Origin of the sequence: Allorhizobium pseudoryzae (genome assembly GCF_011046245.1) — a bacterium.
GTDB classification, from domain to species: domain Bacteria; phylum Pseudomonadota; class Alphaproteobacteria; order Rhizobiales; family Rhizobiaceae; genus Neorhizobium; species Neorhizobium pseudoryzae.
In genome coordinates, this window is record NZ_CP049244.1 from 1,197,581 (window position 1) to 1,212,201 (window position 14,621).

Annotated in this window: 11 protein-coding genes; 8 read left to right on the forward strand and 3 right to left on the reverse strand. The window is 62.2% G+C overall.

Annotation, left to right across the window (positions count from 1 at the left end; all coding sequences use genetic code 11):
• The first annotated feature begins 250 nt into the window (after nucleotides 1-250).
• Together G6N78_RS24310 and G6N78_RS24315 are read left to right on the forward strand one after the other, a co-directional pair.
• Nucleotides 251-2,971, forward strand: coding sequence for an ABC transporter ATP-binding protein (locus G6N78_RS24310; protein ID WP_165225094.1), 2,721 nt, complete (start codon nucleotides 251-253; stop codon nucleotides 2,969-2,971).
• 37 nt (nucleotides 2,972-3,008) lie between these two features.
• Nucleotides 3,009-3,473 carry a cyclic nucleotide-binding domain-containing protein gene (locus G6N78_RS24315; RefSeq protein ID WP_165225097.1) on the forward strand — a complete coding sequence of 155 codons (465 nt, stop codon included), beginning with the start codon at nucleotides 3,009-3,011 and terminating at the stop codon, nucleotides 3,471-3,473.
• Between the two features lie 44 nt (nucleotides 3,474-3,517).
• Here the strand turns inward: G6N78_RS24315 and G6N78_RS24320 are convergent, their stop codons facing one another.
• Complete coding sequence (locus G6N78_RS24320; RefSeq protein WP_165225100.1) at nucleotides 3,518-4,000, reverse strand: class I SAM-dependent methyltransferase; 483 nt, start codon at nucleotides 3,998-4,000, stop codon at nucleotides 3,518-3,520.
• A 28-nt stretch (nucleotides 4,001-4,028) separates the two neighbouring features.
• On the reverse strand, nucleotides 4,029-5,372 hold the full coding sequence (locus G6N78_RS24325) for a nucleotide sugar dehydrogenase (protein WP_234906034.1): 1,344 nt from the start codon (nucleotides 5,370-5,372) through the stop codon (nucleotides 4,029-4,031).
• A 189-nt stretch (nucleotides 5,373-5,561) separates the two neighbouring features.
• Between G6N78_RS24325 and G6N78_RS24330 the strand changes: the two genes are divergently transcribed.
• A complete protein-coding gene (locus tag G6N78_RS24330; protein WP_165225105.1) occupies nucleotides 5,562-6,644 on the forward strand; it encodes a glycosyltransferase family 4 protein in 1,083 nt (360 codons plus the stop codon).
• 2 nt (nucleotides 6,645-6,646) lie between these two features.
• On the forward strand, nucleotides 6,647-7,378 hold the full coding sequence (locus G6N78_RS24335; protein WP_165225107.1) for a polysaccharide deacetylase family protein: 732 nt from the start codon (nucleotides 6,647-6,649) through the stop codon (nucleotides 7,376-7,378).
• 7 nt (nucleotides 7,379-7,385) lie between these two features.
• Here the strand turns inward: G6N78_RS24335 and G6N78_RS24340 are convergent, their stop codons facing one another.
• Entirely contained in the window at nucleotides 7,386-8,339 is a 954-nt protein-coding gene (locus tag G6N78_RS24340) for a glycosyltransferase family 32 protein (protein ID WP_234906035.1), read from the reverse strand.
• Nucleotides 8,340-8,610: 271 nt separating this feature from the next.
• Here G6N78_RS24340 and G6N78_RS24345 point away from each other — a divergent pair, with 271 nt between their 5' ends.
• Genes G6N78_RS24345 through G6N78_RS24360 form a run of 4 tightly spaced genes read left to right on the forward strand, consistent with a single transcriptional unit; the run spans nucleotide 8,611 to nucleotide 14,561 of the window.
• On the forward strand, nucleotides 8,611-10,494 hold the full coding sequence (locus G6N78_RS24345) for an ABC transporter ATP-binding protein (RefSeq protein ID WP_165225109.1): 1,884 nt from the start codon (nucleotides 8,611-8,613) through the stop codon (nucleotides 10,492-10,494).
• Nucleotides 10,491-12,392, forward strand: a complete 1,902-nt coding sequence (locus G6N78_RS24350) for an ABC transporter substrate-binding protein (protein ID WP_165225111.1) — start codon at nucleotides 10,491-10,493, stop codon at nucleotides 12,390-12,392. Before G6N78_RS24345 ends, G6N78_RS24350 begins: the two co-directional genes overlap by 4 nt.
• Nucleotides 12,385-13,392 carry an ABC transporter permease gene (locus tag G6N78_RS24355; protein WP_165225113.1) on the forward strand — a complete coding sequence of 336 codons (1,008 nt, stop codon included), beginning with the start codon at nucleotides 12,385-12,387 and terminating at the stop codon, nucleotides 13,390-13,392. Before G6N78_RS24350 ends, G6N78_RS24355 begins: the two co-directional genes overlap by 8 nt.
• Nucleotides 13,389-14,561 carry an ABC transporter permease gene (locus G6N78_RS24360; RefSeq protein WP_165225114.1) on the forward strand — a complete coding sequence of 391 codons (1,173 nt, stop codon included), beginning with the start codon at nucleotides 13,389-13,391 and terminating at the stop codon, nucleotides 14,559-14,561. Before G6N78_RS24355 ends, G6N78_RS24360 begins: the two co-directional genes overlap by 4 nt.
• Nucleotides 14,562-14,621: the final 60 nt, after the last annotated feature.

A 14,621-nucleotide genomic window follows, 5' to 3' on the forward strand; every position in this document is an offset into this window, starting at 1 on the left:
GGCGGCCTTGGAAATGTCACGCAGGCGTGGTCTGACGCGTCCGGCTGTGCCGACGGGGCGCACGCCGCTCGGGCAAATCGAATATGAAGCACTTGTGACACACCACCTGAAACTTTGACGTCGGTTGCCTCGCAGCATCCCTCGGTTTGTTTGCGGCGCACCACGGATTTCGTATATCTTCAAACGTTGAACCTCGGCCCTCCCCAGCGGGTCTGCCGCGGCCTCGCGGAACGCTGATGACTGTTTGCTGATGGAACCCAACCTACTTCGATATATCTGGAATCATACCCGCAAGCAGCAGATCTGGATTCTCGCGATCGTGCTCTTGTCGATGATTCCCTATTTCGCGGCGTTCGATCTGCCGAAACAGATCATCAATGGCCCCATCCAGGGTGAAGGTTTCGACACGCCGGATTCGACCGCGCTGTTCATGGCGTTCGATTTCCAGGTGCCGGTTGTCGGCTGGACGATCTCGTATGAGGGGATCGAGCTGGACCGGTTGTCGATGCTGATGGCCCTCAGCGGCGTCTTCCTGCTGCTGGTCGTCATCAACGGCCTCTTCAAGTTCTACATCAACACCTACAAGGGGCGCCTCGGCGAGCGGCTTTTGCGGCGCATCCGCTACGAGCTCGTCGACCGGGTGCTACGCTTTCCGCCGAGTGCGCTGAAGCAGGTGCACGGCGCGGAAGTCTCGACGATGGTGAAGGACGAGGTGGAGCCCTTCGGTGGCTTTACCGGCGATGCCTTCGTACAACCGGCAATGCTGGGCGGACAGGCGGCCGCGGCGCTGTTCTTCATCTTCCTGCAGAATTTTTCGCTCGGCATGATTGCCGCCGTCATGGTGGCGATCCAGGTCGGTATCATTCCGAAGATGCGCCGGCGCCTGATCGATCTCGGCCGCCAGCGCCAGATCACCGCGCGCCATCTGGCAGGCAAGGTCGGTGAGATCGTCGATGGCATCGAGACGATCCATGCCTTCGATACGTCGAACTACGAACGCGCCGACATCGCCCATCGTCTCGGGCAGATCTACAAGATCCGTTTCGACCTCTACCAGTGGAAGTTTCTCGTCAAGTTCGTCAACAACTTCCTGTCGCAGCTGACGCCCTTCCTGTTCTATTCGATCGGCGGATATTTCGCCTTGCGCGGTTCGCTCGACGTCGGGCAGCTCGTCGCCGTCATCAACGCCTACAAGGATCTGCCGGGACCGCTGAAGGAGCTGATCGACTGGGACCAGGCGCGCCAGGACGTGCAGGTCAAGTACGAGCAGCTTCTCGAGCAGTTCGATCCGGGACAATTGATCGATGCGAGCCTGCATCAGCCGAGTGCCATGATGCCCGTACAGGCTGATGGTCCGCTCTGCGCCCACAATGTCACGATCGTTGACGGCAGCGGCGTGAAGATCGTCGAGAACACGACGCTCAGGATCGAACCCGGCGAAACGATTGCGATCATCGACAATGCCGGCAGCGGCGCCGAAGGCATCGCCAAGGCTTTCGGACGGCTTGTCTGGCCGGTGTCCGGGCGCATCACGCTCGCGGACGAGGATATCCTGGAACTGCCGGAATCGGTGTCCGGCCGACGGATTTCCTACGTGTCGCCGGACAGCTATTTTTTCCACGGCACATTGAAGGACAATCTCCTCTACGGCTTGAAGCACGCGCCCACCTCGACGGTCAGCTACGAGGGGCGTGATGCGCTGACGCGCCGCTGGGAAATCAGCGAAGCGAAGCTTGCCGGCAACCCGGATCTCGATCTCAATGCCGACTGGATCGACCGTCGCTCGACCTCCATCCTGCGCGGGTTCGATGATGACCTGAAGCAGTCGGTGATGCGGGCGCTCGATGCGGTTCAGCTGACTGAAGATGTCATGGAACTGGCGCTGCATTCCTTCCTCGATCCGGAAGAGAACCCTCTTCTGGCCGAGCGGGTGGTTGCGATGCGCCACGCGTTGCGCCAGACGCTGGAGGAAGAGGGGCTTGCGCATATCGTGGCGCATTTCGACCCGGTCGATTACAACAGCGAGGCAACGGTCGGCGAAAACCTCTTCTTCGCCGCGACGCGTGGCGCCGGAAACGGTGACGCCGACATCACCGAAAGCCCCGAGGTGTTCGATGTCCTGGACACCACGAAACTCTCCGACATGCTTTACGGCATGGGGCTGACGATTGCGGAAAACCTGGTCGAAATCTTTGTCGGGCTGCCGCCGGATCATCCGTTCTACCAGCAGCTGGAACGGATTACGGCGCAGGATGTCACCTTCTACCAGCAATTCCTGCAGCGCCTGTCGTCGCGCACGGAGAAGGGCGTCTCCGAGGAGGAGCGGCGGGCGATCATCCGGCTCAGCCTGCATTACATCGAGCCGCGCTACCGTCTGGGTGTGCTGACGCCGGAGGTGATGGAGACGATCGTTGCGGCTCGCGACCGCTTCTACGACAACCTGCCGTCCGCGATCCGCAACCGGGTGGAGCGTTACGATCCGCACCGCTACATGGCGGCTGCGACACTGCGCGAGAACGTGTTGTTCGGCAAATTGTCTTATCGTGTCGCCGACGCGCCGGCGAAGATCCGTCCCGTTGCCGCCCGCATCATGGAACAGCAGGGCCTGTTCGAAAGCTTTATCGCTCTCGGCCTCAGCTTCGACGTCGGCTCGGGCGGGCGTCGTCTGACAATCGCCCAGCGTCACAAGCTTGCATTGGCCCGCGCTCTGGTGCGTCGCTCGGATTTCTACATCCTCAATCGAGCCCTACCGGGCCTGGATCGGCGTGTCCAGGAAGAGATCGTCGCGACAACCATGCAGTTTCTGCACGAGCAGAACTCGCGAGCGTCCGTCGTGTGGGTTCTTTCGAACACATCGCTGTCACGATTGTTTCATCGGGTGATCGTATTCGACCGGGGTCAGATCGTTGAAGACGGCACGTTCGAAACGCTCGACAAGGAAAGTGGTATTTTCAAATCGCTGGTGGCGTGATTGAATAACGTCCAGCGCAATAGATATGGTGGACGCCATGCTGCTGAACGACGAGGTCACGCTTCTTCGCCAGGTTCCCTACTTCAGTAGGATCGACCCGTGCAAGCTGAAGCTCCTCGCGTTTACATCCGCGAGGGTCTGTTATCGTCCGGGCGAGGCGATCTTCCAGTGTGGTGACGCCTCCGACAGCGCCTATGTGATCATCGATGGCACCGTGGAGCTGGTCGTATCCGGGCCATCCGGCGAAAATGTGGTCGGTTCTGCCGCGCGCAATTCCATCATTGGGGAGATGTGCCTGTGGGGTGATGCGCCGCGGCGCGGCCATGCGCGCGCCGTCACCGATGTGGAGGTTCTGCGCATCGGCAAGGACTGTTTCCTGAAGGTGATGGCGGACAATCCGCGCATGGGCATCGAAGTCAGCCGCGCGCTGGCGGAAACGCTCCGCGACCGGGCAAACGGCATCGGGAAACGGCCTGTCGCGGTGCTTGAACCGGCGGACTGACGCTTTTCCACAGATTTGTCATCCGAAAACGGAGCCCGCTGCGTCTACCGCCGGCGATAGTGGAAATAGCGACCTTCCTGTACCGTCGGCAGGCGCGGAAGCTCTTCCAGGTCCGGGTGGCTCAGCGGCAGGCCACTGACGGCATAGCCGCCGGAGGCCAGCATGCCGGCCACCATCTGTGGCAGCCAAGTGAGCGTCACCGCATCCTTCTCGTCGTATCCCGTGCCGATATCGGCATGAACGAGCGCGGCCTCGGCGCCAATGAGGCCCTGACCGGTCTCGCGAATTTCGCCCTCGATGAAATCCTGCGGGTCCGGAGTCCCTCCGGCATGCGAGGCGAGCTTGCGGTCGAATGCGATGATCCGCCGATTCGGAAAATTTTCGCGCAGGTGGCTGTACGTGCGCCCATTGCCGAGGCCGATCTCGACGATGATGCCGCTGTCTGGCAGCACGCACGTGTCACGCACATGGTTCAGCATGTCACGCTGCGCGCTCATGCGGTTGATGAAACTGTCGAGTCTGCTCACATCCGTCTCCTGGCCGCGGCCGTTCTTCTCAAGCCTTGACGACCTTGTCCGACGCGATGGCGCGGCGGGCAAATACATTTCGGGTATCGACGATCAGCGACGAGTCTTGCGCGAGTGCCGCGTAATCGATCCGGTCGTGGTCGGTCGCGATGACCACCGCATCGAAGCCCGCAAGGGTGTCTGCCGAAAGCGCGACGGAGCGTCGCCCCTTCAGGTGGCCGTATTCACGGGTGCGCGGCACCTCCGCAATGAAGGGGTCGTGATAGGAAACATCCGCGCCGCGCTCCAAAAGCAGTTCCATCAGCCGAAGCGATGGGCTTTCGCGGATGTCCGGAACGTTCTTCTTGTAGGCGAGGCCGATGATCAGCACCTTCGAGCGGCTGAGCGCCCGGCCGAGACGGCGATCCAGGGCTTCCGCCAGCTTTTCGACGACGTGCCGCGGCATCGCAGTGTTGATCTCGCCGGCAAGCTCGATGAAGCGCGTCGGCTGCTCAAACTCGCGCGATTTCCAGGTGAGGTAGAAGGGATCGATGGGGATGCAGTGCCCGCCGAGTCCCGGCCCCGGATAAAAGGGCATGTAGCCGAAGGGTTTGGTCTTCGCCGCGTCGATCACCTCCCAGACGTCGATGCCCATCGCGTCGTAGACGAGCTTCAATTCGTTGACGAGTGCGATGTTGACCGCGCGAAAAATGTTTTCCGTCAGCTTCACGGCTTCGGCCGTTCGGGTACAGGAGACCGGCACGATGGTCTTGACCACGGCGCCGTAGAAAGCCTGCATCAGCGCAGAGGCATAGTCGCCATCGCCGGCGACAACCTTTGGAATGGTCGAGGTCTCGAAATCACGGTTGCCGGGATCTTCGCGTTCGGGCGAATAACCGAGATAGAAATCTTGGCCGGCTTTCAGCCCGGTCTTTTCCAGGATCGGCTTCATCACCTCTTCGGTGGTGCCGGGATAGGTGGTCGATTCCAGCACAATGAGCTGGCCGGGCCTCAGGCGCTTGGCGATGTCCCGGCAGGTGTTTTCCACATAGGTGAGGTCCGGATCGCGGTAGCGCGTCAGCGGGGTGGGCACGCAGATGGCAATCACATCGCATTCGGCAAGCCGGTCGAAATCGCAGGTCGCGGCAAACCGTCCCTCGCCGTGCTCCTTGGCAAGAACGGCATCCGATACGGCATCAATATAGCTCTTGTGGCGATCGATCTCGGTGATCTTGTCCGGGTCGATATCGAAACCGAGCACGGAAAAGCCGGCGCGCGACATGCTCATGGCAAGCGGCAGGCCGACATAACCGAGCCCGATGACACCGGCCTTTGCGGTTTTGCTCTGAATGGCGGCCAGAAGATCCGTCCGGCTGTTCTGTTCCTGGTCCACGCGCGCATCACCTTTTATCAACCTGTTCCGGCTGCTCAGTTGAGTGGCCGAGGCCCGCCTGTCAAGATCACGGTGTGTCACGGCTGCTCGACCGGGCGTGGCAGATGCGGTTGGTTGACGAGGATACGGCGCGGGAAAAATGGGGGCGGCCCTTGCATTCTGCCCCTTGCCTCCCTCTATCTCTGCGGCATGAAGATCGCCTTTTACGCTCCCCTGAAATCGCCCGAGCATCCGGTTCCCTCCGGTGACCGGCTGATGGCGCTCCAACTGCTGCAGGCTCTGACGCTCGCCGGGCATAGGGTGGAGGTGGTCTCGCAGTTGCGCGCCTACTCTGCGTCGCCCGACGTGCCGCCGGACCACGCGGCGGATGCGGCGGCGGAACGCCATCGCATCGCGGCGGACTGGGAGACGGCTGGTCCGCCGGATCTCTGGTTCTGCTACCATCCCTATTACAAGGCGCCGGATCGGCTTGGTCCGTCCCTCTGCCGGGACTTCAACATACCCTATGTGACGGCAGAATGTTCCTATTCGCACAGACGCAACATCGGCGGCTGGGCGGTATCCCAAGCGCTGGTTCGCGACGGCGTGCGGCAGGCAGCGGTCAACATCTGCCTGACGGAGCGGGATCGCCGCGGGTTGGAAGATGCCGTACCGGAGGCGCGCCTCGCCGGACTTCCCCCCTTCATCGACGCGACCCCGTTCCTTGCCACAGATCCGCGGCCGCAAGCCGGTCATCTCGTGACGGTCGCGATGATGCGGCCGGGCGACAAGCTGAGCAGCTACAGCGCCTTGGCGGCAGCACTCTCGCGGCTTCTCGACGAAGACTGGAGCCTGAGCCTGATTGGCGACGGGCCGGAACGGGAGGCGATCGGGGCCTTGTTTTCGCACATCCCGGCCGGTCGGCTGCGCTGGCATGGTCAGCTGAAGCCGGCGGAGATTGCTGCGGTTTTCTCCTCTGCATCCCTCTATGTCTGGCCGGGGCACGGCGAGGCCTACGGGCTTGCCTATCTCGAAGCCCAGGCGGCGGGGCTTCCCGTGATTGCCGAGGCGGTTGCCGGCGTGCCGGAAGTGGTCGTGCATCAGCGCACCGGCCTTCTGACGGCGCCGGGAGATCCACAAGCGTATGCGGAAGCCATCCGCACGTTGCTGCGTGACACGGCGCGACGCAAGACCTATGCCGAGGCGGCGCGGCAGTTTGTGGCGGGCGAGCACTCGCTGGCATCCGCCACCAAGAGGCTCGATACCATTCTCCGCTCGGTCGTGAAGGAGTGACGATGTCTGAAACCCAGGTAATGGCCCTGCTCGACCACCTCGCCGATCAGGGCAAGGTCGTGAATTTCTGGCTGCGTGACGATGATGCTGTCTTGCCGACCCCGGCGCTCGACCGTCTGCTGACCCTGACGCGCACGGCCGGCGTGCCGCTGACTTTGGCGGTGATCCCCGAACAGACCGGGCAGCCGCTCGTGGACTGCCTGAGGGGAGAGCCGCATGTGGCTGTCGCCGTGCACGGCTGGTCGCACCGGAACCATGCGCCGCCACAGGCCAAGAACCAGGAGCTCGGCCTCCACCGGCCGATCGATGAGGTTCTGGGCGAGTTGAAGCACGGCCTTGAAAAGCTTGACGCGCTCCATGGCCCGCAGTTCCTGTCCATGCTGGTTCCGCCCTGGAACCGGATCGCGCCGGAGATAGTCGAACGACTGCCGGCTTTGGGCTTCGGCAGCCTCTCTGTCTTCGGTCGCGAGAAGCCGGCGCCATTACCCGTGCTCAACACCCACATCGATATCATGGACTGGCGCGGAACCCGCGGAGGCCATCCGTCGGAGGTGCTTTTCGGCGACATCCTGGCCTATCTGGAGAGCGATCAGCCGGTGCGCGCCATCGGCGTGCTGACACACCATCTGGTGCATGACGAACAGGCCTGGGCCTTTCTCGAACGGCTGTTTGAACGAACCGCCGGACACCCGGCGTGCCGCTGGGCTGCCGCCGCGGATCTGATCGGCAACTGACCCCGCCCTACCAGGATTTCCAGCCGATCAGCAGGCCGAGATCCCGATCCTGCGCGTCCTGCCGTGCGCGCTCGACATCGGCGACATCCGCGCGGCGGGGCAGGTTGGCGGCGACGAACCGGGCATCCGGCACGTGGAACGTCGTGCCGCGGAAGAGCAGCGTCATGATCAGCGGTCCGGTGGACCACCAGGCCGGGCCATCCGGCAGAAGCCGTGTCACGTCCGGCAGGATGGCGAGCATTCGCTCGAAGACCGGGTGAGCGGCGGGCGTGGCGATGAAGGAATTCGTCAGCAGCAGGCTGCCCATGCCCGTCTCGCGCGACGTATCCTCGGCAAGCGCCGATAGCCCCGTGAGCGGCAGGAGATCGGCAAAGCTCAGGTCGTCGCGGGCGGGGTACCAGTCGCAGTCGACATAGATGCCGCCCTCTTTTGCCAAAACCGCATAACGGGCGATATCGACGGCGCCCGGATAATCGCCCGCCGCCAGCATGTGCGCGAAGGTCGGGTGATCGTGGATGCCGATCGCTTCGAGGTCCGCTTCGCGCCACAGCCGGTATTGCAGGCCATGGCGTTGCGCATGAGTGCGCCAGGCTTCGATGCCAGGGGGCAGGGGAAGGGTGCCGATCCAGATCTGGTGGAGGACGGGCGGCACGGCGTCGCGATTGCGCGCGTTCATGGCCCGCCGTTCTGCACTGGAAAAGCCGACGAAGGGCGCCAGGAGATCGGGCGGCGGCACCAGCGTCTGCTGCAGGCCCATGCGCTCCACCATGCGCTTCTCGGCCTTGGCGAGCTTCAGGTAGGCCGAGTGCAGCTTGCGCGGGAGGCCGAGCAGCGTTGTGTGCCCCAGTTCGCCATCGTTGTGCGCTTCGGCGGCGAGGGCATCGAGTCTCGTGCGCGCCAGGGCATGATCACCGGCTGCGATCGCCGCGCGGATCTCCAACAGTCTCTGCCGTGGTGTCATCTGGCTATGTCTTCCTGTGTCATCCCGTGTCCTGGCCCTTGTTCACCCGGTTCATGTCGCAATTGCGCACAAATTGACAAGCTTTGCCCGAATTTCTCGGGAACTGTCATCTTCCGGATAGGGTTTTTGAATCAGATCAATACGTTGATGGACCGGACGGTGATGTAGTCGTTGATCATAGACATGAGCAAGACGCTGCGATACGGTCTTGAAAAACAGTGGGGACAGGCCTGCCTGAGCAAGATGCCGGGCGGTTTCGGGAACATACTTGATGACTGAACGCTCGGATCTGCTCCGTGTCGATGATCTTGCGGTCTCCTTTCCGGTGATGGGCGGAGAGATTCGCGCCGTGCGGGGCATCAGCATGCGCCTGAGGCCGGGCAAGGTCACGGCGCTGGTGGGCGAATCTGGTTCGGGCAAATCGGTGCTTGGCCGCAGCATCATCGGCATCGAATCCGAAGCGGCCCGGGTGGTCGGCAGCGCCGTGTTCACCGATCCGGAGACGGGCGAGCAGATCGATCTTCTGAAGCTTCCGCGAGGCGGCCGCAAGATCCGCGCCATTCGCGGCAACCGCATCGGCATGATCTTCCAGGAGCCGATGACCTCCTTTTCGCCCATGCATACCGTGGGAAACCAGATCGAAGAAAGCCTGAAGATCCATTCGGTTCTCTCCCCAAAGGAGCGACGGGAACGCTGCGAGGAAATGCTGGGACTCGTCGGCTTTACCGACCCCGCGCGTGCCTTCGACATGTATCCCTTCGAGCTGTCCGGCGGCATGCGCCAGCGTGCGATGATCGCAATGGCGCTGATCTGCAAGCCGTCGCTTCTGATTGCCGACGAGCCGACGACGGCGCTCGACGTCACCATTCAGGCACAGATCCTCAAGCTCCTGCGGGAGTTGCAATCCAAGCTCGGAATGGCCGTGCTGCTGATCACGCACGATCTTGGCGTGGTGGCCAGCATGGCGGACGAGGTGGTCGTCGTCTATCGCGGCGAGGTGATGGAGGCTGGACCGGTGGAGGCGATCTTCCGCAATCCCAGCCACGCCTACACGCAAGGGCTGATGAATGCCGTGCCGGATTTCGATATGGCCCGCGACGAGCGGTTGAAGCCGCTGCGCGAAATCCGCGTCGAGACAGCCGGGCTTCTGGAGAAATGCGAGGTCATGGCCGGCGCATCGCCCGTACTGCTGAGCGTGCGCCATGTGACGAAATCCTTCCACTCCAAACGGGGTGGCGGCTTTGGTCTTGCCCCCCCGCCGCCCACACTTGCGGTCAACGATGTCAGCTTCGATATCCTGCGTGGGGAAACCCTTGGTCTCGTCGGTGAAAGCGGCTGCGGCAAGACGACCCTCAGCAAGATCCTGATGCGTGGCGTGACCGCGGATTCGGGCGAGATTTCCTATCTCGGTGAACAGCGCCCGATCGACGTGCTGAAGGCCGAGGGGGACGATCTCGAGACGCTGCGCAAGCGCATCCAGATGGTGTTCCAGGACCCGGTCTCGTCGCTCTCGCCGCGCATGACGATCCGCAACATCATCGCCGAGCCGCTGGAAATTCATCGCCGTGGCGACAGCCGGGCCCGCCAGGATGCCGTCAACCGACTGGTGCGGGCGATCGGCCTGCCGGAAAGCACGCTTTCGCGGTATCCGCACAGTTTTTCCGGTGGCCAGCGCCAGCGGATCGGCATCGCGAGAGCCCTGGCGCTCAGCCCCAACCTGTTGATCTGCGACGAACCCGTGTCGGCGCTGGATGTGTCGATCCAGGCGCAGATCCTCAACCTGATGAAGGATCTGAAGCGGGATCTGGGGCTGACCTACCTCTTCATTTCGCACAATCTCGCGGTGGTGAACTACATGGCGGATCGGGTGGCGGTGATGTATGCCGGTCGGATCGTCGAGATCGCACCCTGCGACGTGATCATGCGCCAGCCGGTGCATCCCTACACGAAAAAGCTTCTGGCGGCGGTACCGGTGCCAAATCTTGACCATCCACTGGATTTTGCCGCTGTCGGCACGCCAAGTTCGGTGGCGAAAAAGGAATGGGCACGGCAGTTCCTGGCAGAGGACGCCGGCGATCTGACCCATGCCGATCTCGGCGGCGGACACCTGGTGCTGGCGCGTCGCAATGTCGATGCGCGGGAGTTGCGGCCATGATCACACGACGCCAGGCGCTGGCCCTCTTGGCCGGCACCTTCCTTCCGAAACAGGCGTTTTCCGCCTATCTGGAATCCGACTATCTCGAGACGATGGAAGCGGGAGGGGCGCTTCCGCCGATTGGCGAGCGGCTGCCGAAAAACCCACGGGTCGTCGATCTTGCCGCGAACGGCAAGCTGACCGGCCGTTTCGGCGGTTCAATCCGCATGTTGATCGGCGGGCAGCGTGACATCCGCTATATGCCGGTCATCTCCTATGCCCGCCTCGTCGGGTTCAACGAGCGGCTGGAATTCGAGCCGGACCTCGCGGAAAGTTTCGAGGTTCAGGACGAGCGCGTCTTCACCTTCAAGCTGCGCGAGGGGCATCGCTGGTCGGACGGGACGCCGTTCACCGCGGAGGACTTCCGGTTCGTCTGGGAGGACATGTTCAACTTCAAGGAACTCTACAAGGGCGGCATTCCGGCCAGTCTCAAGCTGCACGGCAAGGGCCCGCGCTTTGAGATTCTCGATCCGCTCACCATCCGCTATTCCTGGGACGAGCCCAATCCGGATTTCCTGACCGACGTCGCCTCGGCCTCGCCGCTTCGCCTGATGATGCCGGCGGCCTATCTCCGGCAGTTCCACAAGAAGTACCAGACGAAGGAAAGACTGGACGAACTGGTGGCGCGGGAGCGGGTGAAGGACTGGGTGGCGCTTTTCCAGCGCATGTCGCGCACGGTGCGGCCGGAAAACCCGGATCTGCCGTCACTGGACGCCTGGTGCAACCGCACGACGCCGCCTTCCGGTCGTTTCGTCTTCGAGCGCAATCCCTATTATCACCGGGTCGATGAAAAGGGGCAGCAACTGCCCTATGTCGATCGCATCCTGATGGATGTCGGCTCGCCCGATCTGATCGCGGCAAAGACCGGCACCGGCGAAAGCGATCTGCAGTTCTCCAACCTCGATTTTTCCGACTACACGTTTCTGAAGAATGCCGAGCAGCGCTATCCGCTGACCGTCGATCTGTGGAAGCGTATCCAGGGATCGCGCGTCTGCATGTTCCCCAACCTCAACTGCAAGGATGAGGTCTGGCGCTCTCTCTGGCGGGATGTGCGGGTGAGACGGGCGCTGTCGCTCGCCATCAACCGCATGGAAATCAACAAGGCGGTGTTCTTCGGTCTTGCCAAGGAAAGCGCCAACACTATCCTGCCCGCAAGTCCGCTCTTCCGGCCCGCGTACCGCGATGCCTGGGCGATGTTCAATCCGGCGGAAGCAAACCGTCTTCTGGATGACGTGGGGCTGACCGAACGGGACAGTTACGGCACGCGAATCCTGCCGGATGGCCGCCCGGCGAAGGTGACGGTGGAATCGGCCGGCGAAAACACCGTCGAGGGTGATGTCCTCGAACTCATCCGCGATTACTGGGCCGAGATCGGCATCAAAATCTTCGTGCGGGTGTCGCAGCGCGAACTCCTGCGCCGGCGCCTGAAGGGCGGCGACACGATCATGACCGTCGGCCAGGGTATCGACAACGGCATTCCGACCGCCGACATGTCGCCGAAGGATCTGGCGCCCACCAGCGACGATCATCAGCACTGGCCGCTCTGGGGCCTGCACGCCATGTCCGGCGGAAGCGATGGCCATGCGCCGGATCTGCCGGAAGCGGTGCAGCTTCTCGACCTGCTGAAGGCGTGGCAAAGGGCGCCGAACGCCACCGAACGCACCGGTCTCTGGCACCAGATGCTGGCCCTTTACACCGACCAGGTCTTCACCATCGGCACGGTCAATGCCACGCTTCAGCCGATCGTTCATGCCGAACAGCTGCGCAACGTGCCGAAGGACGGCCTCTACGGCTACGATCCGCTCTCCTATCTCGGCGTCTATATGCCCGACACATTCTGGTACGACCGCGATGCGTGAATTCATCCGTTACATCCTCTGGCGCATGCTGGTGATGATCCCCACGCTGCTGCTGATTTCGATGCTGATCTTCACGATCATCGAATTGCCGCCGGGCGATTATTTCGAAAGCTATGTGGAGGAGCTGAAGGCGATCGGCGAAAAGGCCGACATGGAGCAGATCGAGCAGTTGCGGGCGCAATATGGCTTCGATCAGCCGCTGCCGATCCGCTACCTGAACTGGGTCGGCGGCATGTTTGTCGGCGATTTCGGTTATTCCTTCGAATACCGGCTGCCGGTCTCAGACGTCGTCGGCGACCGGTTGTGGCTGACGATCCTGGTCTCCACCGTCACCATCATCCTCACCTGGCTGATCGCCTTTCCGATCGGCATCTATTCCGCCACCCACCAGTACAGCTGGGGTGATTACGGGCTGACGCTTCTCGGGTTGATCGGCCTTGCCGTGCCCAATTTCGTGCTGGCACTGGTGCTGATGTACCTCGCCAACATCTGGTTCGGCACGTCCATCGGCCATCTGATGGACCAGAGATACCTCAATGAACCGATGAGCTGGGACAAGTTCAAGTCGATCCTGGAGCATTTGTGGATCCCGGTGATCATCATCGGCACCGCGGGAACGGCGGCAATGGTGCGGCGGGTGCGGGCCAATCTTCTGGATGAATTGCACAAGCAGTATGTGATGACGGCGAAGGCGAAGGGCCTTCACCCCTTCCGCCGCCTCGTCAAATATCCGCTGCGCATGTCCTTGAATTTCTTCATCTCCGACATCGGCTCCATCCTGCCGGCGGTCATCTCGGGTGCGGAAATCACGGCGGTCGTGCTGTCGCTCGAAACCACCGGCCCGATGCTGATCCGCGCCCTGCAAAGCCAGGACATGTATCTCGCCGGCTCCTTCCTGATGTTCCTTGCCTTCCTCACCGTGATCGGCGTTCTGATCTCCGACATCGCCCTTGCGCTGCTTGACCCGCGCATCCGTCTGCAGGGAGGAAGCACGAAGTGAACACGCGCACGCCGGAGACATCGGATACGTTGCCGCATTTTGTGCGGCAGGACCCGTTCGATCCCTATGCCGATGACCTGGCGAGTTCCGGTTCGCTCGCGGATCAGGCGTCGCAGCTGAAACTGATGTGGTGGCGCTTCAAGCGGCATCGGCTGGCGCTCATCTCCGGCATCGCGCTGCTGATTGCCTATCTGATGATCGCGGTTGCCGAGTTCCTGGCGCCCTACAAGGTGCATACGCGCAACATGGATTTCATCTATGCACCGCCGCAATCGGTGCATCTCTTCCATGACGGCGCGTTCATCGGCCCCTTCGTCTACGGCCAGGCGATGACGCTCGACATGCAGACGCTCCGGCGCGTCTATACCGACGACAAGACCGACATCCAGAAGCTGCGTTTTTTCTGTTCCGGCGAAACCTACCGGTTCTGGGGACTGTTCGAGGCAGATCTGCACTTCGTCTGTCCCGCGGAAAACGGCCATTTCTTCCTGCTCGGAACGGATCGCCTGGGACGCGACATCTTCTCCCGCATTCTCTATGGCGCGCGGATTTCGCTCACCATCGGCCTGCTCGGCGTGATGACCAGCTTCGTTCTCGGCATTGTGATCGGCGGCCTTGCCGGTTACTGGGGCGGCTGGTTCGACCTCGTCGTTCAGCGCATCATCGAGGTCTTGCAGTCCATTCCGACGATCCCGCTGTGGCTGGCGCTCGCCGCCATCATGCCGGTCGATTGGAGCCCGTTGTTCGTCTATCTCGGCATCACCTTTATCCTGGGGTTGCTGGACTGGACGGGGCTTGCGCGTGCAGTCCGCTCCAAGCTACTGGCGCTGCGCGAAGAGGACTATGTGCTGGCCGCGCAACTGATGGGGGCGGGGAGTGCCCGCATCATCGGGCGCCACCTCGTGCCCGGCTTCATGTCGCACCTGATTGCCAGTGCCACACTCACAATTCCGGGAATGATCCTTGGCGAAACCACCCTCAGCTTCCTAGGTTTGGGCCTGAGGCCGCCGATCACCAGCTGGGGCGTGCTTCTGACGGAGGCCCGATCGGTGAGCGTTCTTGCTCTTTATCCGTGGCTTCTGTTCCCGGTTATACCGGTCATTTTCGTGATCCTCGCCTTCAATTTCCTGGGCGATGGTCTTAGAGATGCCGCCGACCCGTACAAATGAGATACTCGGATTGCGCGGGGGAGCGTGTCCGGCACTTGGAATTCGAAGGAGAAGACAGAG